Annotated in this window: 27 protein-coding genes and 1 tRNA gene; 26 read left to right on the top strand and 2 right to left on the bottom strand. The window is 67.0% G+C overall.

Annotated elements, in window-relative coordinates; all coding sequences use genetic code 11:
* Positions 1-2 precede the first annotated feature (2 nt).
* The 20 genes from tpiA to BM109_RS00045 all read left to right on the top strand — a co-directional run bounded on the left by tpiA (position 3) and on the right by BM109_RS00045 (position 17,404).
* A complete protein-coding gene (tpiA, locus tag BM109_RS00140) occupies positions 3-764 on the top strand; it encodes a triose-phosphate isomerase (protein ID WP_093339379.1) in 762 nt (253 codons plus the stop codon).
* A 37-nt stretch (positions 765-801) separates the two neighbouring features.
* The gene (secG, locus tag BM109_RS00135; protein ID WP_057592163.1) at positions 802-1,206 is read left to right on the top strand and encodes a preprotein translocase subunit SecG; all 405 of its coding nucleotides are present in this window, start codon (positions 802-804) and stop codon (positions 1,204-1,206) included.
* Positions 1,207-1,323: 117 nt separating this feature from the next.
* Positions 1,324-1,408 (top strand) — tRNA-Leu (locus BM109_RS00130).
* A 63-nt stretch (positions 1,409-1,471) separates the two neighbouring features.
* Positions 1,472-1,831, top strand: coding sequence for an NADH-quinone oxidoreductase subunit A (locus tag BM109_RS00125; RefSeq protein WP_012748607.1), 360 nt, complete (start codon positions 1,472-1,474; stop codon positions 1,829-1,831).
* Positions 1,832-1,843: 12 nt separating this feature from the next.
* Positions 1,844-2,323: a NuoB/complex I 20 kDa subunit family protein gene (locus BM109_RS00120; RefSeq protein WP_057592164.1), complete on the top strand. Its 480-nt coding sequence runs from the start codon at positions 1,844-1,846 to the stop codon at positions 2,321-2,323.
* A 12-nt stretch (positions 2,324-2,335) separates the two neighbouring features.
* Positions 2,336-2,947, top strand: coding sequence for an NADH-quinone oxidoreductase subunit C (locus BM109_RS00115; protein ID WP_093339376.1), 612 nt, complete (start codon positions 2,336-2,338; stop codon positions 2,945-2,947).
* A 1-nt stretch (position 2,948) separates the two neighbouring features.
* Positions 2,949-4,202: an NADH-quinone oxidoreductase subunit D gene (locus tag BM109_RS00110; protein WP_093339373.1), complete on the top strand. Its 1,254-nt coding sequence runs from the start codon at positions 2,949-2,951 to the stop codon at positions 4,200-4,202.
* Between the two features lie 10 nt (positions 4,203-4,212).
* Complete coding sequence (nuoE, locus tag BM109_RS00105; protein ID WP_093339371.1) at positions 4,213-4,752, top strand: NADH-quinone oxidoreductase subunit NuoE family protein; 540 nt, start codon at positions 4,213-4,215, stop codon at positions 4,750-4,752.
* Positions 4,752-6,092, top strand: coding sequence for an NADH-quinone oxidoreductase subunit NuoF (gene nuoF / locus BM109_RS00100; protein ID WP_093339368.1), 1,341 nt, complete (start codon positions 4,752-4,754; stop codon positions 6,090-6,092). Before nuoE ends, nuoF begins: the two co-directional genes overlap by 1 nt.
* Positions 6,093-6,107: 15 nt before the next feature.
* Entirely contained in the window at positions 6,108-8,285 is a 2,178-nt protein-coding gene (gene nuoG / locus BM109_RS00095; protein ID WP_093339365.1) for an NADH-quinone oxidoreductase subunit NuoG, read from the top strand.
* On the top strand, positions 8,282-9,358 hold the full coding sequence (gene nuoH / locus BM109_RS00090) for an NADH-quinone oxidoreductase subunit NuoH (protein ID WP_093339362.1): 1,077 nt from the start codon (positions 8,282-8,284) through the stop codon (positions 9,356-9,358). Before nuoG ends, nuoH begins: the two co-directional genes overlap by 4 nt.
* Before the next feature lie 17 nt (positions 9,359-9,375).
* The gene (gene nuoI, locus BM109_RS00085) at positions 9,376-9,894 is read left to right on the top strand and encodes an NADH-quinone oxidoreductase subunit NuoI (protein ID WP_057592171.1); all 519 of its coding nucleotides are present in this window, start codon (positions 9,376-9,378) and stop codon (positions 9,892-9,894) included.
* 35 nt (positions 9,895-9,929) lie between these two features.
* Positions 9,930-10,589 (top strand): NADH-quinone oxidoreductase subunit J, encoded by a 660-nt coding sequence (locus tag BM109_RS00080; protein ID WP_093339360.1) that lies wholly within the window; start codon positions 9,930-9,932, stop codon positions 10,587-10,589.
* Positions 10,586-10,894, top strand: a complete 309-nt coding sequence (nuoK, locus tag BM109_RS00075) for an NADH-quinone oxidoreductase subunit NuoK (protein WP_093339357.1) — start codon at positions 10,586-10,588, stop codon at positions 10,892-10,894. Before BM109_RS00080 ends, nuoK begins: the two co-directional genes overlap by 4 nt.
* Before the next feature lie 18 nt (positions 10,895-10,912).
* Positions 10,913-12,952 carry an NADH-quinone oxidoreductase subunit L gene (gene nuoL / locus BM109_RS00070; RefSeq protein WP_093339355.1) on the top strand — a complete coding sequence of 680 codons (2,040 nt, stop codon included), beginning with the start codon at positions 10,913-10,915 and terminating at the stop codon, positions 12,950-12,952.
* A gap of 27 nt (positions 12,953-12,979) precedes the next feature.
* The gene (locus BM109_RS00065; protein WP_093339352.1) at positions 12,980-14,458 is read left to right on the top strand and encodes an NADH-quinone oxidoreductase subunit M; all 1,479 of its coding nucleotides are present in this window, start codon (positions 12,980-12,982) and stop codon (positions 14,456-14,458) included.
* A 24-nt stretch (positions 14,459-14,482) separates the two neighbouring features.
* Positions 14,483-15,970: an NADH-quinone oxidoreductase subunit NuoN gene (nuoN, locus tag BM109_RS00060; protein ID WP_093339349.1), complete on the top strand. Its 1,488-nt coding sequence runs from the start codon at positions 14,483-14,485 to the stop codon at positions 15,968-15,970.
* Positions 15,971-15,997: 27 nt separating this feature from the next.
* Positions 15,998-16,300, top strand: coding sequence for a DUF2818 family protein (locus tag BM109_RS00055; RefSeq protein WP_093339347.1), 303 nt, complete (start codon positions 15,998-16,000; stop codon positions 16,298-16,300).
* 31 nt (positions 16,301-16,331) lie between these two features.
* On the top strand, positions 16,332-16,931 hold the full coding sequence (locus tag BM109_RS00050; protein WP_093339345.1) for an NUDIX domain-containing protein: 600 nt from the start codon (positions 16,332-16,334) through the stop codon (positions 16,929-16,931).
* Positions 16,932-16,939: 8 nt separating this feature from the next.
* Complete coding sequence (locus BM109_RS00045; RefSeq protein WP_093339342.1) at positions 16,940-17,404, top strand: DUF1178 family protein; 465 nt, start codon at positions 16,940-16,942, stop codon at positions 17,402-17,404.
* A 59-nt stretch (positions 17,405-17,463) separates the two neighbouring features.
* Here the strand turns inward: BM109_RS00045 and BM109_RS00040 are convergent, their stop codons facing one another.
* Positions 17,464-19,251, bottom strand: a complete 1,788-nt coding sequence (locus BM109_RS00040) for an ABC transporter transmembrane domain-containing protein (protein WP_093339340.1) — start codon at positions 19,249-19,251, stop codon at positions 17,464-17,466.
* 82 nt (positions 19,252-19,333) lie between these two features.
* Between BM109_RS00040 and BM109_RS00035 the strand changes: the two genes are divergently transcribed.
* The 5 genes from BM109_RS00035 to BM109_RS00015 all read left to right on the top strand — a co-directional run bounded on the left by BM109_RS00035 (position 19,334) and on the right by BM109_RS00015 (position 25,315).
* Positions 19,334-19,870, top strand: a complete 537-nt coding sequence (locus tag BM109_RS00035) for a MarR family winged helix-turn-helix transcriptional regulator (RefSeq protein WP_093339337.1) — start codon at positions 19,334-19,336, stop codon at positions 19,868-19,870.
* Positions 19,863-21,365 (top strand): efflux transporter outer membrane subunit, encoded by a 1,503-nt coding sequence (locus BM109_RS00030; RefSeq protein WP_093339335.1) that lies wholly within the window; start codon positions 19,863-19,865, stop codon positions 21,363-21,365. Before BM109_RS00035 ends, BM109_RS00030 begins: the two co-directional genes overlap by 8 nt.
* 29 nt (positions 21,366-21,394) lie before the next feature.
* Complete coding sequence (locus tag BM109_RS00025) at positions 21,395-22,735, top strand: HlyD/EmrA/EmrK family protein (protein WP_093339332.1); 1,341 nt, start codon at positions 21,395-21,397, stop codon at positions 22,733-22,735.
* A gap of 41 nt (positions 22,736-22,776) precedes the next feature.
* Positions 22,777-24,342: a DHA2 family efflux MFS transporter permease subunit gene (locus BM109_RS00020; RefSeq protein ID WP_093339330.1), complete on the top strand. Its 1,566-nt coding sequence runs from the start codon at positions 22,777-22,779 to the stop codon at positions 24,340-24,342.
* 79 nt (positions 24,343-24,421) lie between these two features.
* Positions 24,422-25,315: a LysR family transcriptional regulator gene (locus BM109_RS00015; protein WP_093339327.1), complete on the top strand. Its 894-nt coding sequence runs from the start codon at positions 24,422-24,424 to the stop codon at positions 25,313-25,315.
* Here the strand turns inward: BM109_RS00015 and BM109_RS00010 are convergent.
* The gene (locus BM109_RS00010; protein WP_093339325.1) at positions 25,300-25,920 is read right to left on the bottom strand and encodes a cysteine hydrolase family protein; all 621 of its coding nucleotides are present in this window, start codon (positions 25,918-25,920) and stop codon (positions 25,300-25,302) included. The two genes, BM109_RS00015 and BM109_RS00010, sit on opposite strands and share 16 nt — an antisense overlap.
* A 428-nt stretch (positions 25,921-26,348) precedes the next feature.
* On the opposite strand from BM109_RS00010, the gene BM109_RS00005 reads away from it, so the two are divergent.
* Positions 26,349-26,518 (top strand): ATP-binding cassette domain-containing protein (locus tag BM109_RS00005; RefSeq protein ID WP_143129045.1); only part of this gene is annotated, 170 nt, incomplete at its 3' end.

Raw genomic sequence — 26,518 nt, 5'->3', positions numbered from 1 at the left:
CGATGACGACCCACAAGAAGCTGATCGCAGGGAACTGGAAGATGAACGGCAGCCTGGCTGCCAACGAGGCGCTGGTGACGGCGCTGGGGCAGGGGCTCGCGGCGAATGCGCCCGCGTGCGACATCGCGCTGTGCGCCCCCGCACCGTATTTCGCGCAACTGCAGTCGCTGCTGGCGGGTTCGCCGATGGCGCTGGGCGCGCAGGACATTTCCGCGCAGGCGCAGGGCGCCTTCACGGGCGAGCAGTCGGCGGCGATGCTGAAGGACTTCGGTGTGCGCTATGCCATCGTCGGCCATTCGGAGCGCCGCCAGTACCACGGCGAGACCGACGACGCCGTGGCCGCGAAGACCGCGGCCGCGCTGGCCAACGGCATCACGCCGATCGTCTGCGTCGGCGAGACGCTGGCGCAGCGCGAAGCGGGCCAGACCGAGGAAGTGGTGAAGCGCCAGCTGGCAGCGGTCATCCACGTGAACGGCCACTGCATCAGCGAGATCGTGGTCGCCTACGAGCCCGTGTGGGCCATCGGCACCGGCAAGACCGCCACGCCCGAGCAGGCGCAGGCGGTGCACGCGGTGCTGCGTGCGCAACTGCACCATGCCGCGAGCGAGCACGCGGCCGGCATCAAGATCCTCTACGGCGGCAGCATGAATGCCGTCAATGCGGCCGAACTGTTGGCGCAAGCCGACATCGACGGCGGCCTGATCGGCGGCGCTTCCCTGAAGGCCCCCGACTTTTTGCAGATCATTTCCGCCGCCGTCCGCTGAAGCGGGCAGGGCAGGCATCAATTAGGAGTAAGAACGAATGAACGTGGTCCTCAACCTTCTGGTCGGCGTGCAGATGCTGTCGGCGCTGGTGATGATCGGGCTGATCCTGATCCAGCACGGCAAGGGCGCCGACATGGGCGCGGCCTTCGGCAGCGGCAGCGCCGGCAGCCTGTTCGGCGCCAGCGGCAGCGCGAACTTCCTCTCGCGCACCACGGCCGTGCTGGCCGCGGTGTTCTTCGCCTGCACGCTGCTGCTGGCCTACTTCAGCCATGCACGTCCCACGGGCGGCGGCAGCCTGCTGGAGCGCGCCGCCATCGGCGTGCCGGCCACGCCGGCTTCGGGCGCGGCAGGCCAGATTCCCTCGGGTCAGTCGGGCGCGGCACCTGCTGCGGCACCCGCGAGCGCGCCTGCGGCTGGTGCGGGACAGATTCCCAGCAAGTAACTCTGATGTTTTCAGAGTGACCCGTAAGAAATGGCTTCATTTCAGGGTAAACTCTAAAGCTGTTCGGAAAGCCAAACCTCTTCGTAGGAACCTCATGCCATCCGAACAGAAAAAACCGCGGTCGTGGTGAAATTGGTAGACACGCTATCTTGAGGGGGTAGTGGCGAAAGCTGTGCGAGTTCGAGTCTCGCCGACCGCACCAAATCTCACCGACAGGACGCCTCATGAAGGTGCTTCTGTCGGTGGCAAGCGGTGAAAGCTCCCGATGAACCTCGATTCCTACCTTCCCGTCCTTTTGTTCATTCTGGTCGGGGTCGGCGTAGGCGTCGCTCCACAGGTCATCGGATACATCCTCGGCCCCAATCGGCCTGACGCAGCCAAGAACGCACCTTACGAGTGCGGCTTCGAGGCCTTCGAGGATGCGCGCATGAAGTTCGACGTGCGCTATTACCTGGTTGCCATTCTCTTCATCCTGTTCGATCTGGAGATTGCCTTTCTCTTCCCGTGGGCCATTGCGCTCAAGGAGATCGGTGCTGTCGGCTTCTGGGCCATGATGATCTTTCTCGCCATCCTCGTCGTGGGCTTCGCCTACGAGTGGAAAAAAGGCGCGCTCGACTGGGAATAAGGAAGCTACACGATGGCCATTGAAGGCGTTCTCAAGGAAGGCTTCGTCACGACCACCTACGACTCGGTGGTGAACTGGGCGAAGACCGGATCTCTGTGGCCGATGACGTTCGGTCTGGCCTGCTGTGCGGTCGAAATGATGCACGCCGGCGCAGCCCGCTACGACATCGACCGTTTCGGCATGCTGTTCCGCCCGAGCCCGCGTCAGTCCGATCTGATGATCGTGGCCGGCACGCTGTGCAACAAGATGGCGCCGGCGCTGCGCAAGGTCTACGACCAGATGCCCGAGCCGCGCTGGGTGCTCTCGATGGGTTCGTGCGCCAACGGCGGCGGCTACTACCACTACAGCTACTCGGTGGTGCGCGGCTGCGACCGGATCGTTCCGGTCGACGTCTACGTGCCCGGCTGCCCGCCCACCGCCGAAGCGCTGCTCTACGGGATCATCCAGCTGCAGCAGAAGATCCGCCGCACCAACACCATCGCGCGTGCCTGAGGAATTGCCGAGATGACCGACTTTGCAATTTCTCCGGAGGCGCTGCAGGCGACTCTGGTGCAGACCCTGGGCGACAAGGCCAGGAGCGTGACCGTCGCGCTCGGCGAAGTGACCGTGGTGGTGAGTGCCGCGAACTACATCGATGCGGCGCTGCTGCTGCGCGATGCGCCGGGTTGCCGCTTCGAACAGCTGATCGACCTCTGCGGCATGGACTATTCCGACTACCGCGAAGGCGAGTGGGAAGGCGAACGCTACGGCGTCGTCTCGCACCTGTTGTCGGTGAGCCTCAACCAGCGCGTGCGCCTGCGGGTGTTCGCGCCCAGCGAGGACCTGCCCGTGGTCGATTCGCTGCAGCCCGTGTGGAACGCGGCGACCTGGTTCGAGCGCGAAGCCTTCGACCTCTACGGCATCGTGTTCGAGGGTCACGACGACCTGCGCCGCATCCTGACCGACTACGGCTTCATCGGCCATCCGTTCCGCAAGGACTTCCCGGTGTCGGGTCACGTCGAGATGCGCTACGACGAAGAGCAGAAGCGCGTGGTCTACCAGCCGGTATCGATCGAGCCGCGCGAGATCACGCCGCGCGTGATCCGCGAAGACAACTACGGCGGCGGACTCCACTGACATGGCCGAAATCAAGAACTACACCCTCAACTTCGGTCCCCAGCATCCGGCCGCGCACGGCGTGCTGCGCCTGGTGCTCGAGCTCGACGGCGAAGTGATCCAGCGCGCCGATCCGCACATCGGCCTGCTGCACCGCGCGACCGAGAAGCTCGCCGAATCGCGCACCTTCATCCAGTCGCTGCCCTACATGGACCGCCTCGACTACGTGTCGATGATGTCCAATGAGCACGCCTACTGCCTCGCCATCGAGAAGATGATGGGCCTCGAGGTGCCGATCCGCGCGCAGTACATCCGCGTCATGTTCGCCGAGATCACCCGGCTGCTGAACCACCTGCTGTGGCTCGGCGCGCACGGCCTCGATTGCGGTGCGATGAACATGCTCATCTACTGCTTCCGCGAACGCGAGGACCTGTTCGACATGTACGAAGCGGTGTCGGGCGCGCGCATGCACGCGGCCTACTTCCGTCCGGGCGGCGTGTACCGCGACCTGCCGGACGTGATGCCGCAGTACAAGGTCAGCAAGATCAAGAACGCGAAGGCGATCGAGAAGCTCAACGAGAACCGCCAGGGCTCGCTGCTCGACTTCGTCGACGACTTCTGCAAGCGCTTCCCGAAGATGGTCGACGAGTACGAGACGCTGCTCACCGACAACCGCATCTGGAAGCAGCGCACCGTGGGCATCGGCGTGGTCACGCCGGAGCGCGCGCTGAACCTCGGCTTCACCGGCCCGATGCTGCGTGGCTCGGGCGTCGAATGGGACCTGCGCAAGAAGCAGCCCTACGACGTCTACGACCGGATGCAGTTCGACATTCCGCTCGGCAAGACGGGCGACTGCTACGACCGCTACCTGGTTCGCGTCGAGGAGATGCGCCAGGCCAACAAGATCATCCAGCAGTGCTCGGCCTGGCTGCGCGCCAACCCCGGCCCGGTGATCACCGACAACCACAAGGTCGCCGCGCCCGCGCGCGAATCGATGAAGGCGAACATGGAGGAGCTGATCCACCATTTCAAGCTCTTCACCGAAGGCTTCCACGTGCCCGAAGGCGAGGCCTATGCCGCCGTCGAGCATCCGAAGGGCGAGTTCGGCATCTATCTCGTGAGCGACGGCGCCAACAAGCCGTACCGCCTGAAGATCCGCGCCCCTGGCTTCCCGCACCTCGCCGCCCTCGACGAAATGTCGCGCGGTCACATGATCGCCGACGCTGTCGCGGTGATCGGCACGATGGACATCGTGTTCGGCGAAATCGACAGGTGAGAAAGAGCGAATGACTTCCTCTACCCATGACACTCACGCGGCGCCTTCGGCGCCGCTGAAGCCTGCGACCCTCGAACGCTTCGCGCGCGAGGTGGCCAAGTACCCCGAGGCCGGCAAGCAGTCGGCCGTGATGGCCTGCCTGGCGATCGTGCAGCAGGACGAGGGCTTCGTGAGCACCCAGCGCGAGCGCGAGATTGCCGAGTACCTCGGCATGGCGCCGATCGCGGTGCACGAGGTCACGACCTTCTACAACATGTACAACCAGCATCCGGTGGGCAAGTACAAGCTCAACGTCTGCACCAACCTGCCGTGCCAGCTGCGCGATGGCGTCACCGCCCTCGTGCATCTCGAGAAGAAGCTCGGCATCAAGATGGGCGAGACCACGGCCGACGGCCTGTTCACGCTGCAGCAGAGCGAATGCCTGGGCGCCTGCGCCGATTCGCCGGTGATGCTGGTCAACGACCGCACGATGTGCAGCTTCATGAGCAACGACAAGCTCGACCAGCTCGTCGATGGCCTGCGCGGTGCAACCCCCGGGGAGGCTGCGTGATGACGCCCGATCAGGTTCTTTCGCAGTTCCGCGCCACCGGCGTGCAGACCTGCTTCCATGACCGCCACATCGGCGCCCAGATCTATGCCGGCCTCGACGGCACCAACTGGCATCTGGCCGACTACGAGGCGCGCGGCGGCTACCAGGCGCTGCGCAAGATCCTCACCGAGGGCCTGACGCCCGACCAGGTGATCGCCGAAGTGAAGGCCTCGGGCCTGCGCGGCCGCGGCGGCGCCGGTTTCCCGACCGGCCTGAAGTGGAGCTTCATGCCACGCCAGTTCCCGGGCCAGAAGTACCTGGTCTGCAACTCGGACGAAGGCGAGCCGGGCACCTGCAAGGACCGCGACATCCTGCAGTTCAACCCGCACATCGTGATCGAAGGCATGGCCATCGCCGCTTACGCGATGGGCATCAGCGTGGGCTACAACTACATCCACGGCGAGATCTTCCAGAGCTACGACCGCTTCGAGGAAGCCCTCGAGGAGGCGCGCGCCGCCGGTTATCTCGGCGACAAGATCATGGGCAGCACGTACAACTTCCAGTTGCACGCCGCCCACGGCTTCGGCGCCTACATCTGCGGCGAGGAAACCGCGCTGCTCGAATCGCTCGAAGGCAAGAAGGGCCAGCCGCGCTTCAAGCCGCCGTTCCCGGCCAGCTTCGGCCTGTACGGGAAGCCGACCACCATCAACAACACCGAGACCTTCGCGGCGGTGCCCTGGATCATCCGCAACGGCGGCCAGGCCTACCTCGAGTGCGGCAAGCCGAACAACGGCGGCACCAAGATCTACTCGGTCAGCGGCGACGTCGAACTGCCGGGCAACTACGAGGTGCCGATGGGCACGCCGTTCTCCAAGCTGCTCGAACTGGCCGGCGGCGTGCGCAAGGGTCGCACGCTCAAGGCCGTGATCCCCGGCGGCTCGTCGGCACCGGTGCTGCCGGCCGACATCATGATGCAGTGCACGATGGACTACGACTCCATCTCGAAGGCCGGCTCCATGCTGGGTTCGGGCGCGGTGATCGTGATGGACGACAGCCGCTCGATGGTCGAGTCGCTCAAGCGCCTCTCGTACTTCTACATGCACGAATCCTGCGGCCAGTGCACGCCGTGTCGCGAAGGCACGGGCTGGCTCTACCGCGTGGTCGACCGCATCCACAACGGCCAGGGCAAGCCCAGCGACCTGCAGTTGCTGGACTCCGTCGCCGGCGACATCATGGGCCGCACCATCTGCGCCCTCGGCGACGCGGCGGCCATGCCGGTGCGCGCCATGATCAAGCACTTCCGCCACGAGTTCGAAGCCTTGATCCCGGGCTACGTCCCGAAGGCAACGGTCCAGGCCTGAGCGCGAGAAAGACATATGGTTGAAATCGAACTCGACGGCAAGAAGGTCGAAGTGGCCGAAGGCAGCATGGTCATGCATGCTGCCGACAAGGCCGGCACCTACATCCCGCACTTCTGCTATCACAAGAAGCTCAGCATCGCGGCCAACTGCCGCATGTGCCTGGTCGACGTCGAAAAGGCGCCCAAGCCGATGCCGGCCTGCGCCACGCCCGTCACGCAGGGCATGATCGTCCGCACCAAGAGCGAGAAGGCGATCAAGGCCCAGCAGTCGGTCATGGAGTTCCTGCTGATCAACCACCCGCTGGACTGCCCGATCTGCGACCAGGGCGGCGAGTGCCAGCTGCAGGACCTGGCCGTGGGCTACGGCGGCTCCTCCTCGCGCTACGAGGAAGAAAAGCGCGTCGTGTTCCACAAGGACGTGGGCCCGCTGATCAGCATGGAAGAGATGAGCCGCTGCATCCACTGCACGCGCTGCGTCCGCTTCGGCCAGGAAGTGGCCGGCGTGATGGAGCTCGGCATGTCGCACCGCGGCGAGCACTCCGAGATCGAGACCTTCCTCGGCGACTCGGTCGACTCCGAACTCTCGGGCAACATGATCGACATCTGCCCGGTCGGCGCGCTCACGAGCAAGCCGTTCCGCTACAGCGCCCGCACCTGGGAACTGTCGCGCCGCAAGTCGGTGAGCCCGCACGACTCCACCGGCGCCAACCTGATCGTCCAGGTCAAGAACAACCGCGTGATGCGCGTGGTGCCGCTCGAGAACGAAGACGTCAACGAATGCTGGATCGCCGACCGCGACCGCTTCTCGTACGAAGCGCTCAACGGGACCGAGCGCCTGACGCAGCCCATGCTCAAGCAGGGCGGCCAATGGCAGCAGGTCGACTGGCAGACCGCGCTCGAGTACGTGGCCAACGGCCTCAAGCAGATCAAGGCCGACCATGGCGCGCAGAGCATCGGCACGCTGGTCAGCCCGCACAGCACGCTCGAGGAGCTGCAGCTCGCCGCACTGCTCACGCGTGAGCTCGGCAGCGACAACATCGACTACCGCCTGCGCAACGCCGAATTCACGGCCTTCGAAGGCATCCGCTGGCTCGGCACCTCGATCGCCTCGCTGACGCAGCTGCAGCGCGCCTTCGTCGTCGGTTCGAACCTGCGCAAGGACCATCCGCTGTTCGCGCAGCGCATCCGCCAGGCCGTGCGCAAGGGCGCCGCGCTCAGCGTGCTGACCTCGAAGAAGCTGATGGCCGACGCCGAAGCCTGGGCCATCCAGCCCGCGCAGGCCGCCATCGTCGATGCCGGCCAATGGATCGAAGTGCTGGCCGCCATCGCGACCGTGGTGGGCCAGTCCACCGGTGCCGCCGCGCCGCTGGCACCCGTCAACGAGCCCGACGCCACCGCGCAGGCCATCGCCGCGTCGCTGCTGAGCGGCGAGCGCAAGGCCATCCTGCTGGGCAATGCCGCCGCGCACCATGCGCAGGCCGGCAGCCTGCTCGCGCTGGCCAACTGGATCGGCGCGCAGACCGGCGCCAGCGTCGGCTACCTGACCGAAGCCGCCAACACCGTGGGCGCGCAGCTCGTGGGCGCGTTCCCCAGGAACGGCGGCCTCCACGCCGGCCAGATGCTCGCCGCCGGCTCCGGCCTCAAGGCCGTGCTGCTGCTGAACACCGAGCCGGTGTTCGACTCGGCCGCCGGCGCCGCCGCGGCCGACACCATCGGCAATGCGCAGATGGTGGTCACGCTGAGCCCGTTCAAGGCCAACCTCGAATTCAGCGACGTGCTGCTGCCGATCGCGCCGTTCACCGAAACGCCCGGCAGCTTCGTCAATGCCGAAGGCCGCCTGCAGAGCTTCCACGCCGTGGTGAAGCCGCAGGGCGAAGCCCGTCCGGCCTGGAAGGTGTTGCGCGTGCTCGCCAACCTGCTGGGCCTGCAAGGCTTCTCGTTCGAGTCCACCGCCGACGTGCTGCGCACGGTGGGCGACAGCGGCGCGCTGCCGGCCGATGCGCTGCGCAACGCCACGAGCGCTGCCGCCGTGGCCGCCAACGGTGCGCCCGCGCCCGTGGTCGCGAGCATCTACCAGCTCGATTCGATCGTGCGCCGCGCGCCGTCGCTGCAACTGACCGCCGACGCACGCAACGCGGGCCACGGCATCGGTGCCGCGCCCGCCAGCGTGCAGGCCGAGGAGGTGTCGGCATGATCGACGCCATTCACGGCTTCGGCCAGGGTCTCGTCGCCGCCGGCTGGTGGACCGGCGTGGTCTGGCCCGTCATCTGGACGCTGATCAAGATCATCGTCGTGGTCATCCCGCTGATGCTGGCGGTGGCCTACCTCACGCTGTGGGAACGCAAGGCCATCGGCTTCACGCAGATCCGCGTGGGCCCGAACCGCATCGGGCCGCTGGGCCTGCTGCAGCCGATCGCCGACGCGCTCAAGCTGATGACCAAGGAAATCATCGTTCCGACGGTCGCCAACAAGGGCCTGTTCCTGCTCGGCCCGATCATGACCATCATGCCGGCGCTCGCCGCCTGGGCCGTGATTCCCTTCGGTCCCGACGTCGCGCTCGCCAACATCAACGCCGGCCTGCTGTTCGTGATGGCCATCACCTCGCTCGAGGTCTATGGCGTGATCATCGCGGGCTGGGCCTCGAACTCGAAGTACGCCTTCCTGGGCGCGCTGCGCGCCTCGGCCCAGATGGTGAGCTACGAAATCGCGATGGGCTTCTGCTTCGTCGTGGTGCTGATGGTCACCGGCAGCCTGAACATGAGCGAGATCGTCAACGTCCAGGGCAAGGGCATGTTCGCCAACCTCGGCGTCGGCTTCCTGTCGTGGAACTGGCTGCCGCTGCTGCCGATCTTCGTCGTCTACTTCATCTCGGGCCTGGCCGAGACCAACCGCCACCCCTTCGACGTGGTGGAAGGCGAATCGGAAATCGTCGCGGGTCACATGATCGAGTACTCGGGCATGAGCTTCGCGATGTTCTTCCTGGCCGAGTACGCGAACATGTGGCTGGTCTCGATCCTGACCGTCATCCTGTTCCTCGGCGGCTGGCTGCCCCCGTTCGAGTTCCTGAGCTTCATCCCGGGCTGGATCTGGCTCGGCGCCAAGACCTTCTGCGTGGTCACCATGTTCCTGTGGGTGCGCTCGACGTTCCCGCGCTTCCGCTATGACCAGATCATGCGTCTGGGCTGGAAGATCTTCATTCCCGTCACCCTCGTGTGGCTGGTCGTGGTCGGTGGCTGGATGCAGACGCCGTTCAACATCTGGAAATAACTGGAAGCGCCAACACCATGTCTGCGCACACCGCAACCCCGTCCGCGCCGTTCTCGCTCAAGGACTTCCTCGGCAGCTTCATGCTGTTCGAGCTGTTCAAGGGCCTGGCCATCACGGGCAAGTACGCCTTCAGCCGCAAGATCACGGTGCAGTTCCCCGAAGAGAAGACGCCGCTGTCGCCGCGCTTCCGCGGCCTGCACGCGCTGCGCCGCTACGAGAACGGCGAGGAACGCTGCATCGCCTGCAAGCTCTGCGAGGCCGTGTGCCCCGCGCTCGCGATCACCATCGAATCCGATGTGCGCGACGACGGCTCGCGCCGTACCACGCGCTACGACATCGACCTGACGAAGTGCATCTTCTGCGGCTTCTGCGAAGAGAGCTGCCCGGTCGACTCGATCGTGGAAACCCACATCTTCGAATACCACGGCGAAAAGCGCGGCGACCTGTACTTCACCAAGGACATGCTGCTGGCCGTTGGCGACCGCTACGAAACAGAAATTGCGGCGAACAAGGCGGCTGACGCCAAGTACCGCTGATCCGGCCTGGCCTGAACCCCTACGAATTCGAACTCATGGACGTCAAGACCGGTCTGTTCTATCTGTTTGCCGCGGTGCTGCTGTTCGCATCGTTCCGCGTCATCACCGCCCGCAACCCCGTGTACGCGGCGCTGTACCTCGTGCTGGCCTTCTTCCAGGCTTCGGCCATCTGGCTGCTGCTGCGCGCCGAATTCCTCGCGATCTCGCTCGTGCTGGTCTACGTGGGCGCGGTGATGGTGCTGTTCCTGTTCGTCGTGATGATGCTGGACATCAACGTCGACAGCCTGCGCCAGGGCTTCTGGAAGCACTTCCCGCTGGCGGCGGCCGTCGGCGCGCTGATCGCGCTCGAGATGGCGGCCGTGCTGATGGGCGGCTTCCGCCTCGGCGAGGCACCGCGCGCCGTGGCCGCGGCCAACAGCTCCAACACGCTCGAGCTGGGCAAGCTGCTGTATTCCGAATACCTCTATCCGCTGGAAATCGCGGCCGTCATCCTGCTGGTGGCCATCATCGCCGCCATCGCCCTGACCCTGCGCACCCGCAAGGACAGCAAGTACGTCGACCCGGCCGACCAGGTGCGCGTGAAGGCGCGCGACCGCGTGCGCGTGGTGCAGATGCCGGTCACCCGCGCGGCGGAGCCCGTGGTGGAAGCACCGGCCGAAGCGGCCGCGACGGCAGCAAAGGAGAACAAGGCATGACGCTCACCCTCGGACACTTCCTCTCGCTGGGCGCGATGCTGTTCGCGCTGTCGGTGATCGGCATCTTCCTGAACCGCAAGAACCTGATCGTGCTGCTGATGGCCATCGAGCTGATGCTGCTCGCGGTCAACATGAACTTCGTCGCCTTCTCGCACTTCCTGGGCGACATGCACGGACAGATCTTCGTGTTCTTCATCCTGACGGTGGCCGCGGCCGAGTCGGCCATCGGCCTCGCGCTGCTGGTGCTGCTGTTCCGCAACAAGTCGAGCATCAACGTCGACGAACTCAACTCGCTCAAGGGCTGATCCAAGGCTGACACCAGAATGAGCGCAACCCTTTCTGCATCCACGCTGCTGGCCGTTCCGATGGCCCCCCTGGTCGGGGCGGTCCTGGCCGGCATCTTCGGCACCAAGTTCGGCGGCAACCACATCGGCCGCAAGATCACGCACTCGCTGACCATCCTCGGCGTGTTCGTGGCCTTCGTCATCTCGGCGCTGACGCTCAAGTCGGTCATCGTCGACGGCGCCCGCTTCAACCAGACCCTCTACGAATGGATGGTCGTCGGCGGCCTCAAGATGGAAGTCGGCTTCATGGTCGACGGCCTCACCGCGATGATGATGTGCGTCGTGACCTTCGTGTCGCTGATGGTCCACATCTACACCATCGGCTACATGGAAGAGGACGAGGGCTACAACCGCTTCTTCTCGTACATCTCGCTGTTCACCTTCTCCATGCTGATGCTCGTCATGAGCAACAACATGCTGCAGCTGTTCTTCGGCTGGGAAGCGGTGGGCCTGGTGTCGTACCTGCTGATCGGCTTCTGGTTCAACAAGCCGACCGCGATCTTCGCCAACATGAAGGCCTTCCTGGTCAACCGCGTGGGCGACTTCGGCTTCATCCTCGGCATCGGCCTGATCGCGGCCTACGCTGGCACGCTCAACTACACCGAAGCCTTCGCCAAGGCCGGCACGCTCGGCGGCATCACCTTCCCGGGCACCGACTGGATGCTGATCACCGTGATCTGCATCTGCCTGTTCATCGGCGCGATGGGCAAGAGCGCGCAGTTCCCGCTGCACGTGTGGCTGCCCGACTCGATGGAAGGCCCGACCCCGATCTCGGCGCTGATCCACGCGGCGACCATGGTGACGGCCGGCATCTTCATGGTGGCGCGCATGTCGCCGCTGTTCGAACTGAGCGACACGGCCCTGAGCTTCATCCTCGTGATCGGCGCCATCACCGCGCTGTTCATGGGCTTCCTCGGCATCATCCAGAACGACATCAAGCGCGTGGTGGCATACTCCACGCTGTCGCAGCTGGGCTACATGACCGTGGCGCTCGGTGCCTCGGCCTACTCGGTCGCGGTGTTCCACCTGATGACCCACGCCTTCTTCAAGGCGCTGCTGTTCCTCGGTGCCGGCTCGGTGATCATCGGCATGCACCACAACCAGGACATCCGCTGGATGGGCGGCGTGCGCAAGTACATGCCGATCACCTGGATCACCTCGCTGCTGGGCTCGCTGGCGCTGATCGGCACGCCGCTGTTCTCGGGCTTCTACTCGAAGGACAGCATCATCGAGGCGGTGAAGGAAAGCCACCTGTGGGGCGCGAACTTCGCCTACTACGCGGTGCTGATCGGCGTGTTCGTCACGGCCTTCTATTCGTTCCGCATGTACTTCCTGGTCTTCCACGGCAAGGAACGCTACGACCAGAACCCCGATGCGCACCACGACGACCATCACGCGCACGACGACCACGGCCATGGCCACGGTCACGACGACCACAAGCCGCACGAATCGCCCTGGGTGGTGTGGCTGCCGCTGGTGCTGCTCGCGATTCCCTCGGTGGTCATCGGCTACCTGACGATCCATCCGATGCTCTACGGCGAATTCTTCAAGGACGCGATCTTCGTCGACGCCACGAAGCACCACGCCATGAAGGAGCTCGAAGAGGCCTTCCACGGTGCCGGCGCGATGGCCATCCACGGCCTGCAGACCATGCCGTTCTGGCTCGCGCTTGCGGGCGTGGCGCTGTCCTACTACATGTACATGGTCAACCCGGCGCTGCCGGCCGCGATCAAGCGCGCCTTCGGCCCCGTGTACCGCCTGCTCGAGAACAAGTACTACCTCGACTGGATCAACGAGAACATCATCGCGCGCGGCGCTCGCGCCCTGGGCATGGGCCTGTGGAAGGGCGGCGATCAGGCACTGATCGACGGCGCGGTCGTCAATGGCTCGTGGAAGCTGGTGGGCCGCATCTCTGGCGTGGTCCGCTGGCTGCAGTCGGGCTACATCTACCACTACGCCTTCGCGATGCTGCTCGGGATCTTCGTCCTGATGACGTACTTCGTCTGGTTCAAACGCTAAGCCGCAAAGCGCTGGAGTAAAAGAAAAATGGGTTTGTTGAGCCTTGCCATCTGGGTGCCGATCGCATTCGGTGCCGTGCTGCTGGCGTTCGGTCGCGACGAGCACGCCAAGGGCGTGCGCTGGGTGGCGCTCGTCGGGTCGATCGTGAGCTTCCTGGTCACGCTGCCGCTGATCTCGCGGTTCCAGAACGGCAGCGCCGCGATGCAGTTCGTGGAGAAGGCGCCCTGGATCGAGCGCTTCAACATCAACTACAACCTGGGCGTCGACGGCCTGTCGGTGTGGTTCGTGCTGCTGACCGCCTTCATCACCATCATCGTGGTGATCTCGGCCTGGGAAGTGATCACCGAGCGCGTCAACCAGTACATGGGCGCGTTCCTGATCCTGTCGGGCCTGATGATCGGCGTGTTCTCGGCCATCGACGGCCTGCTGTTCTACGTCTTCTTCGAAGCCACGCTGATCCCGATGTACCTGATCATCGGCATCTGGGGCGGCCCGAACAAGATCTACGCGGCCTTCAAGTTCTTCCTCTACACGCTGCTCGGCTCGCTCTTGATGCTGGTGGCGCTGATCTACCTGTACAACACCTCGGGCGGCAGCTTCGACATCCTCACCTGGCACAAGCTGCCGCTGAGCGGCCATGCCCAGACGCTGCTGTTCTTCGCCTTCTTCGCGGCCTTCGCGGTGAAGGTGCCGATGTGGCCGGTCCACACTTGGCTGCCCGACGTGCACGTCGAGGCCCCGACCGGCGGTTCCGCCGTGCTGGCCGCGATCATGCTGAAGCTCGGCGCCTACGGCTTCCTGCGCTTCTCGATGCCGATCGCGCCCGATGCCGCGCACGAATGGGCCTGGCTCATGATCGCGCTGTCGCTGATCGCCGTGATCTACGTCGGCCTGGTCGCGATGGTGCAGCAGGACATGAAGAAGCTCGTGGCCTATTCGTCGGTCGCCCACATGGGCTTCGTGACGCTCGGCTTCTTCATCTTCAACGAGCTCGGCGTGTCCGGCGGCATCGTGCAGATGATCGCCCACGGTTTCGTGTCGGGCGCCATGTTCCTCGGCATCGGCGTGCTCTACGACCGCGTGCATTCGCGCCAGATCGCCGACTACGGCGGCGTGGTCAACACCATGCCCAAGTTCGCCGCCTTCATGCTGCTGTTCGCGATGGCCAACTGCGGCCTGCCGGGCACCGCCGGTTTCGTCGGCGAGTGGATGGTGATCCTGGGCGCGGTCAAGGCCAACTTCTGGATCGGCCTGGCCTCGGCCACCGCGCTGATCTTCGGCGCCGCCTACACGCTGTGGATGTACAAGCGCGTCTACCTCGGCCCGGTCGGCAACGACCACGTGAAGGAACTCAGCGACATCAATGCGCGCGAGTTCGTGATGCTGGCGCTGCTGGCGATCGCGGTGCTGTGGATGGGCCTGTTCCCCAAGCCCTTCACCGACGTGATGGACGCCTCCGTGACCCAGCTGCTGCGTCATGTCGCGGTGTCGAAGATCCCCTCCTGATGGCTGGCTGAAGAAGAGAACGAGATGATTGACAAACTCAGCTGGGTCACGATCTACCCTGAAATCGTGTTGCTGGTCATGGCCTGCATCATCGCGCTGGTCGACCTGTCGGACACCAGCGCGCGCCGCACCCGCACCTACGTCCTGACCCTGATCACGCTGGCCGTGGTGGCCGCGATGACCGGCATGGCCGCGAGCGGCGGCAAGACCATCTACGGCTTCGGCAACATGGTCGTGAGCGACCCGATGGGCAACTGGCTCAAGTGCTTCGCCTCGCTGGCGCTGATGGTCACGCTGGTCTACGGCCGTCCCTACGCGGCCGACCGCGACATGCTGCGCGGCGGCGAGATGTTCACACTGGGCATGTTCGCGCTGCTGGGCATGTTCGTGATGATGTCGGGCAGCAACTTCCTGCTGATCTACCTGGGCCTCGAACTGCTGACGCTCTCGAGCTACGCGCTGGTGGCGCTGCGCCGCGACAACGCGGTCGCCAGCGAAGCCGCCATGAAGTACTTCGTGCTCGGCGCCATGGCCAGCGGCTTCCTGCTCTACGGCCTGTCGATGATGTACGGCGCCACCGGTTCGCTCGATGTGAACGAGGTGTTCAAGGCCATCGCGAGCGGCAAGGTCAACCACCAGGTGCTGGTGTTCGGCCTGGTGTTCATCGTGGCCGGCCTGGCGTTCAAGGTCGGTGCCGCTCCCTTCCACATGTGGGTGCCCGACGTCTACCAGGGCGCGCCCACGGCGATCACGCTGATGATCGGTGCCGCGCCCGAACTCGCGGCCTTCGCGATCATCATCCGCCTGCTGGTCGAAGGCCTGCTGCCGCTGGCGATCGACTGGCAGCAGATGCTCGCGCTGCTGGCCATCGCCTCGCTGCTGGTCGGCAACCTGGCCGCCATCGCGCAGACCAACCTCAAGCGCATGCTGGCCTACTCGACCATCTCGCAGATGGGCTTCGTGCTGCTCGGCCTGGTGGCAGGCGTGGTCAACGGCAACACCTACAACGCCCAGTTCGCCTACAGCGCCTCGATGTTCTACATCGTGACCTACGTGCTCACGACGCTGGCGAGCTTCGGCACCATCCTGCTGCTGGCGCGCGAAGGCTTCGAGAGCGAGGAGATCACCGACCTGGCCGGCCTCAACCAGCGCAGCCCGCTGTATGCCGGCGTGATGGCGATCACCATGTTCTCGCTCGCGGGCATTCCGCCGCTGGTCGGCTTCTACGCCAAGCTGGCGGTGCTGCAGGCGCTGATCGCCTCGGGCCAGGCCCTCTACATCGGCCTGGCCGTGTTCGCGGTGCTGATGTCGCTGGTGGGCGCCTTCTACTACCTGCGCGTGGTCAAGGTCATGTACTTCGACGCACCGGTCACGGCCAGTACCGTGTCGGCGCCGCGCGACGTGCGCACCGTGCTGACGATCAACGGCGCGCTGATCCTGATCCTCGGCATCGTGCCGGGCGGCCTGATGACGCTGTGCGCCAAGGCCATCGTCGCCACGCTGGCGAACTGACGCGCCGCGCGCCAGGGCCCGCACAAGGTGTCGCAGACGGCTTCGGTCTGGGTGGTGTTGCTGCTGGCCCTGCTGGCGGCCAACCTGCCGTTCCTCAACGACCGGCTGTTCGGCGCCGTGGCGATCGGCGTGCGCAAGACGCTGGCCATGCGCTTCGGCGAGCTGGTGGTGCTGTACTTCCTGGCCGGCGGCATCGGCCTGCTGTTCGAACGCAGGGCAGGGCAGATCGCCACGCAGGGCTGGGAGTTCTATGCGGTGACCGGCGCGCTGTTCATCGTGCTGGCCTTCCCGGGCTTCACCTGGCGCTACCTGATGAAGCACCGGCACTGAGCGCGCCACCCACCCGACCACGGAGCGGACCATGACATCCAGCATCCCCGCAGACGCGCACCTGCGCGAAGAGCTCACCTCGCGCGAGTCGCTCGCCAAGGGCAACTTCCTCGAAGTCCGCCGCGACACTGTGAAGCTGCCCGACGGCCACAGCGCCACGCGCGAGTACGTCGTGCATCCGGGCGCGGTGGTGGTGATTCCGCTGCTCGACGATGGCCGCGTGGTGCTCGAGCGCCAGTTCCGCTACCCGGTGGGCCAGGTGATGATCGAGTTTCCCGCGGGCAAGCTCGATGCGGGCGAGGATCCGCTGGTCTGCGGCCAGCGCGAGCTGCTCGAGGAAACCGGCTACCGTGCGCGCGAATGGGCGCGTGCCGGCGTGATGCATCTGGCGGTGGGCTATTCGACCGAGATCATCCACATCTACTTCGCGCGCGGCCTCTCGCTCGGCGAGCGCCAGCTCGACCACGGCGAGTTCCTCGACGTGTTCACCGCCACGCCCGAAGAGCTTCTGGGCTGGTGCCGCGACGGCTCGGTCACCGACGCCAAGACCCTGGCCTGCGCGCTGTGGCTGCAGAACACGGGCTCGGGTGCATGGGCCCTCGACTGGCAGGGCGACTCGGCCCGGGGATAATCGCGCGCATGAAGGTCCTCGATCTCCAATGCGCGCACGGCCACGGTTTCGAAGGCTGGTTCGGGTCCAATGAGGACTTCGAGAGCCAGCTCGCGCGCGGACTGGTCGAGTGCCCGGTCTGTGCCGACACCGCGATCGTCAAGCTGCTGAGCGCGCCGCGCCTGAACCTCGGCAACGCGAAGGCGCCCGAGGCCGAGCGCTCGAACCCGGCGGCCGCATCGGCGCCCGCCCACCTGCCGGCCGAGATGTCGCCCGAGGCGCGCTGGATGCGTGCCGTGCGCGAGGTGCTGGCCAAGACCGAGGACGTCGGCGACCGCTTCGCCGACGAGGCCCGCCGCATGCACTATGGCGAGACCAAGGAACGCGGCATCCGCGGCCAGGCCACGCCCGAGCAGACCGAGGCGTTGCTCGACGAGGGGATCGCGGTGATGCCGCTGCCGATCCCGGCGGGGCTCAAGGAAACCCTGCAATAAAAAAGGAGAGCCCCGGCTCTCCTTTTTGCTTTCCGGGACCCGGGTCCCGTCAGTGCCCATCAGCTCGTGAACTGCAGCGCCGCCAGCCGCGCATAGACCCCGCCCTGCGCCACCAGCGCCGCATGCGTGCCCTGTTCGACGATGCCGCCATGGTCGAGCACCACGATGCGGTCGGCCTTCTGCACGGTGGCCAGCCGGTGCGCGATCACCACCGTCGTGCGGCCTTCCATCGCCGATTCGAGCGCGGCCTGCACCATGCGTTCGCTCTCGGCGTCGAGCGCGCTCGTGGCCTCGTCGAGCAGCAGCAGCGGCGGGTTCTTGAGCATCGCGCGCGCGATCGCGATGCGCTGGCGCTGGCCGCCCGACAGCCGCACGCCGCGTTCGCCGAGGAAGGTGTCGTAGCCCTGCGGCAGCGCCTGCAGGAAGTCGTGCGCGAAGGCGGCGCGGGCGGCCGCGTGCACCTCCTCGACGCTGGCCTCGGGCCGGCCGTAGCGGATGTTCTCGAGCGCGCTGGCCGAGAAGATCACCGCGTCCTGCGGCACCAGGCCGATGCGCGTGCGCAGGTCGTGCAGCGCCAGCGAGGCCAGCGGCGCGTCGTCGAGCAGCAGCTGGCCCGACTGCGGGTCGTAATAGCGCAGCAGCAGCTGGAACACGGTGCTCTTGCCCGCGCCGCTCGAGCCGACCAGCGCCACCGTCTCGCCGGGCGTCACGGCCAGCGAGAAGTCGCGCAGCGCCGGCGTGCCGGGCCGCGAGGGGTAGTGGAAGGTGATCCTGTCGAACACGATCGCGCTGCCCGCGGCGGGCACGGGCGAGCGCACCGGCGCGGCGGGCGAGACGATGGCCGCGGGCGCATGCAGCAGCTCCATCAGCCGCTCGGTGGCGCCGGCGGCGCGCAGCAGGTCGCCGTAGACCTCGCCGAGCACCGCGGTGGCGCTCGCGAGGATCGCCACGTAGACCACGGTCTGGCCCAGGTGTCCGGCCGTGATGTCGCCGCGCAGCACCGCCTGCGTGCCCTGGTACAGGCCCCACAGCAGCGCCGCCGAGGTCGCGATGATGATGAAGGCGACCAGCACCGAGCGCGCCTTGGTGCGGCGCACGGCGGTGCGGAACGCGCTCTCGGTCGAGCCCTCGAAGCGGCCGGCCTCGCGGTCCTCGGCCGTGTAGCTCTGCACCACGGGGATCGCGTTCAGCACCTCGGCCGCGATCGCGCTCGAGTCGGCCACGCGGTCCTGGCTGGCGCGCGACAGCCGGCGCACGCGGCGGCCGAACCACATGCTCGGCAGCACCACCACCACCAGCAGGCCGAGCACCTGCACCATGACGTAGGGATTGGTCCAGATCAGCATCGCGAGCGCGCCCACGCCCATCACCGCGTTGCGCAGGCCCATGCTCAGCGAGGAACCGACCACCGTCTGCACCAGCGTCGTGTCGGCCGTCAGGCGCGACAGCACCTCGCCGGTCTGGGTGGTCTCGAAGAACACCGGGCTCTGGCGCAGCACCCGGCTGTAGACCGCGTTGCGCAGGTCGGCCGTGACGCGCTCGCCGAGCCAGCTCACCGTGTAGAAGCGCGCCGCCGAGAACAGCCCGAGCGCGACCGCGACCGCGAACAGGGCGCCGAAATGCTCGCGCAGCGCCATCGTCTGGGCACCCTTGTCGGGGTTGACCAGGCCGCCGTCGATCAGGCTGCGCAGGGCCAGGGGGAACACCAGCGTCGTGACCGCCGCCATGACCAGGAAGACGGCGGCCAGCGTGATCTGCACACGGTAGGGACGAAGAAAAGGGCCCAGTCCCGACAGCGATCGGGGCGAGCCCTTGGCCGTGGAGGCCGGCGAGGGGGAGGATGCCATGGGCCGCGATTCTAGCGAGAGAACCTTTGCCTTCACAAAGGTCGCCTTGACAATAATTGCCATGGCAGCTAATATTCGGGCCATGAACGATGCCACTGCTCCCGATGACGCTCCGGTTGCACCGGACGAGGTGCGTCGTGCGCCCGATTTCTACCGGGCGGAGTCGTATTCGACCGAGGAAAGCATCGGCTACCTGATGCGCCGGATCGTCACGACGGTGGCGCAGTCGGTCGAAACCCGCATGTGCGAGCCCGGCAGCCCGACCTATCCGCAGTGGGTGCCGCTCTACAAGCTGCACATCGGCGCGGCCACCACGGTGGCCGAACTGGCGCGCGCCTGCGAGCTCGACACCGGCGCCATGACGCGCCTGCTCGACCGGCTCGAGGCCAAGGGCCTGTGCCGGCGCGTGCGTTCGCTCGAAGACCGGCGCGTGGTCAACATCGAGCTCACCGACGAAGGCCGCGCGGCCGCCAAGGAAGTGCCCCACGTCCTGAGCCGCGTGCAGAACGAATTGCTGGCGGACTTCACCGCCGATGAATGGGGGCAGCTCAAGTCCTACTTGCGCCGCATCCTCGACAACGCACAGGCCCTCGCGGCCCGTGGAGGAAAAAATGACTGATTCATTCGCCGTGCGTGCCCTGCGCCGCACCCCCGTCGTCGCCGCCGCGCTGCTCGTGGTCGCGCTGGCCGGCTGTGCCGACATGGCCGGCATCGGCGGCCATGCCAAGCTGCGCGATGCCGGCTCGCTGGGCATCGCCTCGGCCGACAAGGCGGCCGCTCCTGCCCTCGACAGCCAATGGTGGCTGGCCTTCGGCGACGCGCAGCTCAATGGCCTGGTCGACCAGGCCGTGGCCGGCAACCCCAACCTGCAGGTCGCGCAGGCCCGCCTCGCGCGCGCGCAGGCCAACGCCGGCGTCGCGGGCGCGGCGCTCAAGCCCCAGGTCGGGCTCGATTTCGACGCCACGCGCCAGAAGTTCAACACCAACTACATCTATCCCGAGCCGCTGGGCGGCTCGATCCAGAACGTCGGCCTGCTGCAGCTCGGCGCGAGCTGGGAACTCGACTTCTTCGGCAAGAACCGCACCGCGCTCGACGCCGCGATCGGCGCCGCCAATGCGGCCGCGGCCGATGCCGACGCGGCCCGCGTGCTGCTCGCGAGCAACGTGGCGCGCAGCTACTTCCAGTGGGCGCGCCTCAACGACCAGCTCGCGGTGGCGCAGCGCACCCTGGCGCAGCGCGACGAAACCCTGAAGCTGGTGCGCGACCGCGTGTCGGCCGGCCTCGACACCCGGCTCGAACTGCGCCAGAGCGAAGGCGGCCTGCCCGAGGCACGCCAGCAGATCGAGGCGCTCAACGAGCAGGTCGCGATCGCGAAGCATGCGCTCGACGCGCTCGTGGGCCAGCCCGGCGCGAGCGATGCGCTCAAGCCGCCGCTGATCGACGGCGTCAAGCCGATCGGCCTGCAGGCCTCCATCCCGGCCGACCTGCTGGGCCGTCGCGCCGACATCGCGGCCGCGCGCTGGCGCGTCGAGGCGGCCACCAGCGACGTGGCCAATGCCAAGACGCTGTTCTATCCCAACGTCAACCTCACGGCCTTCGTCGGCTTCCAGAGCCTGGGCTTCGGCAAGCTGCTGAAGTCGGGCAGCGAGCAGTGGGGCGTGGGTCCGGCGATCCACCTGCCGATCTTCGAGGGCGGCCAGCTGCGCGCCAACCTGCGCGGCAAGTCGGCCGACCTCGATGCCGCGGTCGAGAGCTACAACGCCACCGTGATCGATGCCGTGCGCGACGCGGCCGACCAGGTCACCAGCATCCAGTCGATCGCGCGCCAGCAGGCCGAACAGCGCGCCGCGCAGACGGCCGCCGAGGGTGCCTACGACATCGCCGTGCAGCGCTACCGCGCGGGCCTCGGCAACTACCTCAACGTGCTGACCGCCGAGACCTCGGTGCTGGCGCAGCGCCGGCTCGCCGTCGACCTCGCCGCGCGCGCGCTCGACACCCAGGTCGCGCTGGCGCGTGCGCTCGGCGGCGGCTGGCAGCCCCCGTCGAACACCGCGAGCGCCGCTTCCGGCGCCACCACCACGGCATCCGCGACCCCGTCGGCCGCGACCCACTGAATCTCTCTTTCGAATCCGGAAAGACCATCATGAGCGACAACAACACACAGACCACCGCTGCTCCTTCCTCCGCCGCGGTCCCCGAAGCAGGCAACGGCAAGCGCCGCCGCGCACTCACCGCGCTCACCGCCGCGGTGGTCGTGGTCGGCGGCGGCTGGGGCCTCTACGAATGGCTGGTGGCCAGCCACTACGAGGACACCGACAACGCCTACGTGCAGGGCAACGTGATCCAGATCACGCCGCAGATCGGCGGCACCGTGATGGCGATCAACGCCGACGACACCGACTACGTGAAGGCCGGCCAGCCGCTGGTGCAGCTCGACCCGGCCGATGCCAAGGTCGCGCTCGAACAGGCCGAGGCCGCGCTCGCGCAGACCGTGCGCCAGACCCGCACGCTGTACGCCAACAACGGCTCGCTGGCCGCGCAGGTCACGCTGCGCCAGAGCGACATCGTCAAGGCGCAGAGCGACATCGCCAAGGCCCAGGACGACCTGCAGCGCCGCCGCGCGCTGTCGGGCAACGGCGCGGTGTCGAAGGAAGAACTCAACCACGCCGAGACCACGCTCGCCAACGCGAAGAGCGCGCTGGCCGCGGCGCAGGCCGGCGTGATCGCCGCGCGCGAGCAGCTCGCCAGCAACCAGTCGCTGACCGAAGGCACCAGCGTGGCCGAGCACCCGAGCGTGCTGGCCGCCGCCGCCAAGGTGCGCGAGGCCTACCTCGCCACGCAGCGCGTCGCCATGCCCGCGCCGGTCGACGGCTACGTCGCCAAGCGCACCGTGCAGCTCGGCCAGCGCGTCGCGGCCGGCACGCCGATGATGTCGATCGTGCCGCTCAACCAGCTGTGGGTCGACGCCAACTTCAAGGAAGTGCAGCTGCGCAACATCCGCATCGACCAGCCGGTGAAGCTCACCGCCGACGTCTACGGCAAGAAGGTCGAGTACACGGGCAAGGTCGCCGGCCTCGGCGTGGGCACCGGCAGCGCCTTCGCGCTGCTGCCCGCGCAGAACGCCACCGGCAACTGGATCAAGGTGGTGCAGCGCGTGCCGGTGCGCATCGCGCTCGACGCCGAGCAGCTCAAGGCCAACCCGCTGCGCATCGGCCTGTCGATGGACGTCGAGGTCGACATCACGCAGAAGGCCGGCAAGATGCTGGCCGACGCGCCGCGCGCCGCCGCGCTCACGCAGACGCAGGTCTACAGCCAGCTCGACCGCGGCGCCGACGCCGAGGTCGACCGCATCGTGGCCGCCAACCTCGGCAACAGCGCGACCGCCAAGGCGGTGCACGTGCCCTCGGTGCCCGCCAACCGCGCCGCGCCCGCGATCTCGCCGGCCTCGGCCGCGCAGATCCCCGCACAAGGCCAGCCCGGTTGATCGCCACGGCGCTTTCGTTCCGACCGCTGTCGCGCTGAACCATGGCCACCGCCGCCGCACCCGCCTACGTCGCACCGCCTCCGCTCGAGGGCTCCGCCCGCGTGTGGGGGACGATCGCGCTTTCGGCCGCCACCTTCATGAACGTGCTCGACTCGTCGATCGCGAACGTGTCGCTGCCGGCCATCTCGGGCGACCTTGGCGTGAGCACCACGCAAGGCACCTGGGTCATCACCAGCTTCGCGGTGGCCAATGCCATCGCGGTGCCGCTCACCGGCTTCATGACGCAGCGCTTCGGCCAGGTCCGCCTGTTCGTGGCGAGCGTGATCCTGTTCATGATCAGCTCGCTGCTGTGCGGCCTGGCGCCGAACATGACCACGCTGATCGCGTTCCGCGCGCTGCAGGGCTTCGTCGCGGGGCCGATGATCCCGCTGTCGCAGACGCTGCTGCTGTCGAGCTATCCGCGCGCCAAGGCCGGCCTCGCGATGGCCATGTGGTCGATGACCACGCTGGTCGCGCCCGTGATGGGGCCGCTGCTCGGCGGCTGGATCACCGACAACATCTCCTGGCCCTGGATCTTCTACATCAACATTCCGGTGGGCATCGTCGCCGCGGCCATCACCTGGGTGCTGTACCGCAAGCGCGAGAGCCTGACCCACAAGGTGCCGATCGACGCCATCGGCCTCGCGCTGCTGGTGATCTGGGTCGGCGCGCTGCAGCTCATGCTCGACAAGGGCAAGGAGCTCGACTGGTTCCACTCGGCGCAGATCGTCACGCTCGCGGTGGTGGCCGTCGTCGGCTTCGCCTTCTTCCTGATCTGGGAACTGACCGAGAAGCATCCGGTGGTCGACCTGTCGCTGTTCAAGCGCCGCAACTTCTGGTCGGGCGCGGTCGCCACCGCGGTGGCCTACGGCCTGTTCTTCGGCAACGTGGTGCTGCTGCCGCTGTGGCTGCAGCAATGGATGGGCTACACCGCGACCCAGGCCGGCATGGTGATGGCGCCGGTGGGGCTGCTGGCGATCTTCCTGTCGCCGGTGGTGGGCCTGACCATCGCCAAGGTCGACCCGCGCCGCTACGCCACCTTCTCGTTCCTGGTGTTCGCGCTGGTGCTGTGGATGCGGTCGAACTTCAACACCCAGGCCGATTTCGGGACCATCATGATCCCGACCTTCATCCAGGGCATCGCGATGGCGTTCTTCTTCATCCCGCTGGTGACGGTCACGCTCTCGGGCCTCACGCCCGACCGCATCCCGGCCGCCTCGGGCCTGTCGAACTTCCTGCGCATCACGGCCGGCGCCATGGGCACCTCGATCGCCACCACGCTGTGGGAGAACCGCGCGACGCTGCACCACGCGCAGCTCGCCGAGTCGATCAACCAGGGCAACATCGCGGCCACCAGCGCGATGTCCGGCCTCGCGAGCAACGGCTTCAGCACCGAGCAGGTAATGGGCCAGATCAACCGCCTGGTCGACCAGCAGTCCTTCATGCTGGCTTCGAACGACATCTTCTATGCGTCGGCCGTGCTGTTCCTGCTGCTGATTCCGCTGGTGTGGTTCGCACGGCCGCAATCGGGCGGCGCGGGCAGCGACGCGGCGGCCGGCGCGCACTGAGCCCGCTTTCACCGCATCACCCAAGGACCCCCAGGTTTCGCAAGAGGCCTGGGGGTTTCGTTCGCATACAGTCGCGCGCATGGATCAGTTCGCCGCCTTGAAGGCATTTCGCGCCGTGGTCGAGGCCGGCGGCTTCACGGCCGCGGCCGAGGCCATGGACGTCTCGCACACCGTCGTCTCGCGCCAGGTCAAGCAGCTCGAGGCCGCGCTCGGCGTGCAGCTGCTCAACCGCACCACGCGCCGCTTCGCGCTCACCGAGGCCGGCCAGACCTACTACCAGCACAGCCGCCAGATCCTCGACCAGCTCGAGGCCGCGGCGCTGGCCGTTGCACGGCACCAGGTCGAGCCCACGGGCCTGCTGCGCATCAATGCGCCGATGTCCTTCGGGCTCGAGGCGCTCGCGCAATGGCTGCCGGCTTTCCTCGAAGCGCATCCGCAGCTCAAGGTCGACCTGGTGTGCAACGACCGCTTCGTCGACCTGATCGAGGAGGGCTTCGACGTGGGCCTGCGGCTGGCCTATGCGTTGTCGGACTCGACGCTGATCGTCAAGCGGCTCGCCAGCTTCGAGGAGTGGTGGGTGGCCTCGCCCGACTACCTGCGGCGGCGCGGCACGCCGGTCGTGCCCGCCGACCTCGCGGCGCACGAGTGCCTCAACTACTCGCTCGCGGGCAAGGCCGGGCAGCCGAGCTTCACCGCGCGCGACGGCAGCGTGCACACGGTCGAGGTCGGCGGCCGGCTGCAGGCCAACAGCGGCATCGTGCTGCGCACGGCCGCGCTGGCCGGCACCGGGCTCGCGCTCTCGCCGGCCTTCCTGCTGCGCGACCACCTCGCGCGCGGCGAGCTGGTGCGCGTGCTGCCGGACTTCAGCCAGCCGGCGTTGAACCTCTACGCGCTCTATCCGCAGAACCGGCACCTGTCGCCCAAGGTGCGCGCCTTCGTCGATTTCGCGGCGGCGCGTTACAGCGCCGGCTGATCGAGCAGCCGCAGCAGCTCATCGGTCGAGCGCACCTCGGCCACCACGTCCGACACGCCGCGCAGCGCCGCGCGATGCAGTTCGCGATGGCCGAGCACGCCGCCGTCCTCCAGGTCGAGGTCGCGCGTCGCGCAGGCATCGCCCGCGATCAGGTTCTGGTAGCCGCGCGGCGCGGCATCGAAGGCGGTGGCCGACACGCACATGTGGGTCATGAGGCCGGTGAGGATCAAGGTGCGGATGCCGCGTGCCTGCAGCTCGGCATCGAGCGAGGTGCCCGCGAAGGCGCTCGGCGTCGCCTTCGTCAGCACCGCGTGCCGCGCGGTGGGGCGCAGCTCGGAGTGGATGTCGAAGGCCGCGCTGCCCTGCGCGAAGATCGGGCTGTCCGCGGGCGCGAGGTGCTGTACATGGAACACCGGCATCGCATGCCGGTCCGCCGCCTCGATCAGCCGCCGGGCCTGGCGCAATGCCGGCAGGCCATCGGGGATCGGCATGCGGCCGTCGAAGTACTCGTTCTGGAAATCGATCGCGATCAGCGCCGTGGTGGCGGGATCGAGGCGGGTGGTCGGTTGCGCGCCGGTGAGCGCGCGGATGCTGGGATGCTGCATGGACTTCTCTGTGTGACTGAAGAAGACCGAAGCGTACGAAGCGCGGGCGTGCCGGTGTAGATGTGCCGCCGCACAAGACTTGTGCGAATCGCGAAGGTCGGCGCGCGCGGGCCGAAGCCACCTGCCTGTCGCCGATGGACCGCGGGCGATGCAGCCGCGATGTAGTTCGGAAGTGCGCGCGAAAAAGCAGCGATCGCGTGCGCGCGCCATGCTGCGGTGCACATGCTTTGTCGTTGCGGCGACAGTGTGCCGATGGCATGCATGCCGGACATGCGTCACCGTTCGAGAAGGTTGCACTGCAGCATAGGCATTTGCCCCAGTATGCAAGCGAGAGGCGCCCCCCAACAATCGGTCCGCGCTCGATGGTGGCGCTGTGAGAACAAACGCATGACAGACTTTTTCGGTCACTACCCGGGCGGCTTCGCGAGATGAGCGACGTCATTCTCGAAACACGCCAGCTCACCAAGGAATTCAAGGGTTTCACCGCGGTCAGCAAGGTCAACCTCTCGGTCGTGCGCGGTTCGATCCACGCGCTCATCGGACCCAACGGCGCAGGCAAGACGACCTGCTTCAACCTGCTCACGAAGTTCCTCGAGCC

Origin of the sequence: Variovorax sp. PDC80 (genome assembly GCF_900115375.1) — a bacterium.
Classification (GTDB): domain Bacteria; phylum Pseudomonadota; class Gammaproteobacteria; order Burkholderiales; family Burkholderiaceae_C; genus Variovorax.
The sequence above is the reverse complement of the archived record's forward strand: the minus strand, read 5'-3'. Positions and strand labels throughout refer to the sequence as shown.

Bases quoted from the DNA above. Each gene is read 5' to 3' on its own strand.
- nuoN (WP_093339349.1), top strand. From the start codon at position 14,483: ATGATTGACAAACTCAGCTGGGTCACGATCTACCCTGAAATCGTGTTG.
- BM109_RS00020 (WP_093339330.1), top strand. From the start codon at position 22,777: ATGGCCACCGCCGCCGCACCCGCCTACGTCGCACCGCCTCCGCTCGAG.
- nuoK (WP_093339357.1), top strand. From the start codon at position 10,586: ATGACGCTCACCCTCGGACACTTCCTCTCGCTGGGCGCGATGCTGTTC.
- BM109_RS00080 (WP_093339360.1), top strand. From the start codon at position 9,930: ATGGACGTCAAGACCGGTCTGTTCTATCTGTTTGCCGCGGTGCTGCTG.
- nuoF (WP_093339368.1), top strand. From the start codon at position 4,752: ATGACGCCCGATCAGGTTCTTTCGCAGTTCCGCGCCACCGGCGTGCAG.
- BM109_RS00110 (WP_093339373.1), top strand. From the start codon at position 2,949: ATGGCCGAAATCAAGAACTACACCCTCAACTTCGGTCCCCAGCATCCG.
- BM109_RS00120 (WP_057592164.1), top strand. From the start codon at position 1,844: ATGGCCATTGAAGGCGTTCTCAAGGAAGGCTTCGTCACGACCACCTAC.
- tpiA (WP_093339379.1), top strand. From the start codon at position 3: ATGACGACCCACAAGAAGCTGATCGCAGGGAACTGGAAGATGAACGGC.
- nuoH (WP_093339362.1), top strand. From the start codon at position 8,282: ATGATCGACGCCATTCACGGCTTCGGCCAGGGTCTCGTCGCCGCCGGC.
- secG (WP_057592163.1), top strand. From the start codon at position 802: ATGAACGTGGTCCTCAACCTTCTGGTCGGCGTGCAGATGCTGTCGGCG.
- BM109_RS00015 (WP_093339327.1), top strand. From the start codon at position 24,422: ATGGATCAGTTCGCCGCCTTGAAGGCATTTCGCGCCGTGGTCGAGGCC.
- nuoG (WP_093339365.1), top strand. From the start codon at position 6,108: ATGGTTGAAATCGAACTCGACGGCAAGAAGGTCGAAGTGGCCGAAGGC.
- BM109_RS00125 (WP_012748607.1), top strand. From the start codon at position 1,472: ATGAACCTCGATTCCTACCTTCCCGTCCTTTTGTTCATTCTGGTCGGG.
- BM109_RS00050 (WP_093339345.1), top strand. From the start codon at position 16,332: ATGACATCCAGCATCCCCGCAGACGCGCACCTGCGCGAAGAGCTCACC.
- BM109_RS00040 (WP_093339340.1), bottom strand. From the start codon at position 19,251: ATGGCATCCTCCCCCTCGCCGGCCTCCACGGCCAAGGGCTCGCCCCGA.
- BM109_RS00010 (WP_093339325.1), bottom strand. From the start codon at position 25,920: ATGCAGCATCCCAGCATCCGCGCGCTCACCGGCGCGCAACCGACCACC.
- BM109_RS00045 (WP_093339342.1), top strand. From the start codon at position 16,940: ATGAAGGTCCTCGATCTCCAATGCGCGCACGGCCACGGTTTCGAAGGC.
- BM109_RS00065 (WP_093339352.1), top strand. From the start codon at position 12,980: ATGGGTTTGTTGAGCCTTGCCATCTGGGTGCCGATCGCATTCGGTGCC.
- nuoL (WP_093339355.1), top strand. From the start codon at position 10,913: ATGAGCGCAACCCTTTCTGCATCCACGCTGCTGGCCGTTCCGATGGCC.
- BM109_RS00030 (WP_093339335.1), top strand. From the start codon at position 19,863: ATGACTGATTCATTCGCCGTGCGTGCCCTGCGCCGCACCCCCGTCGTC.
- BM109_RS00115 (WP_093339376.1), top strand. From the start codon at position 2,336: ATGACCGACTTTGCAATTTCTCCGGAGGCGCTGCAGGCGACTCTGGTG.
- BM109_RS00035 (WP_093339337.1), top strand. From the start codon at position 19,334: ATGAACGATGCCACTGCTCCCGATGACGCTCCGGTTGCACCGGACGAG.
- nuoI (WP_057592171.1), top strand. From the start codon at position 9,376: ATGTCTGCGCACACCGCAACCCCGTCCGCGCCGTTCTCGCTCAAGGAC.
- BM109_RS00025 (WP_093339332.1), top strand. From the start codon at position 21,395: ATGAGCGACAACAACACACAGACCACCGCTGCTCCTTCCTCCGCCGCG.
- nuoE (WP_093339371.1), top strand. From the start codon at position 4,213: ATGACTTCCTCTACCCATGACACTCACGCGGCGCCTTCGGCGCCGCTG.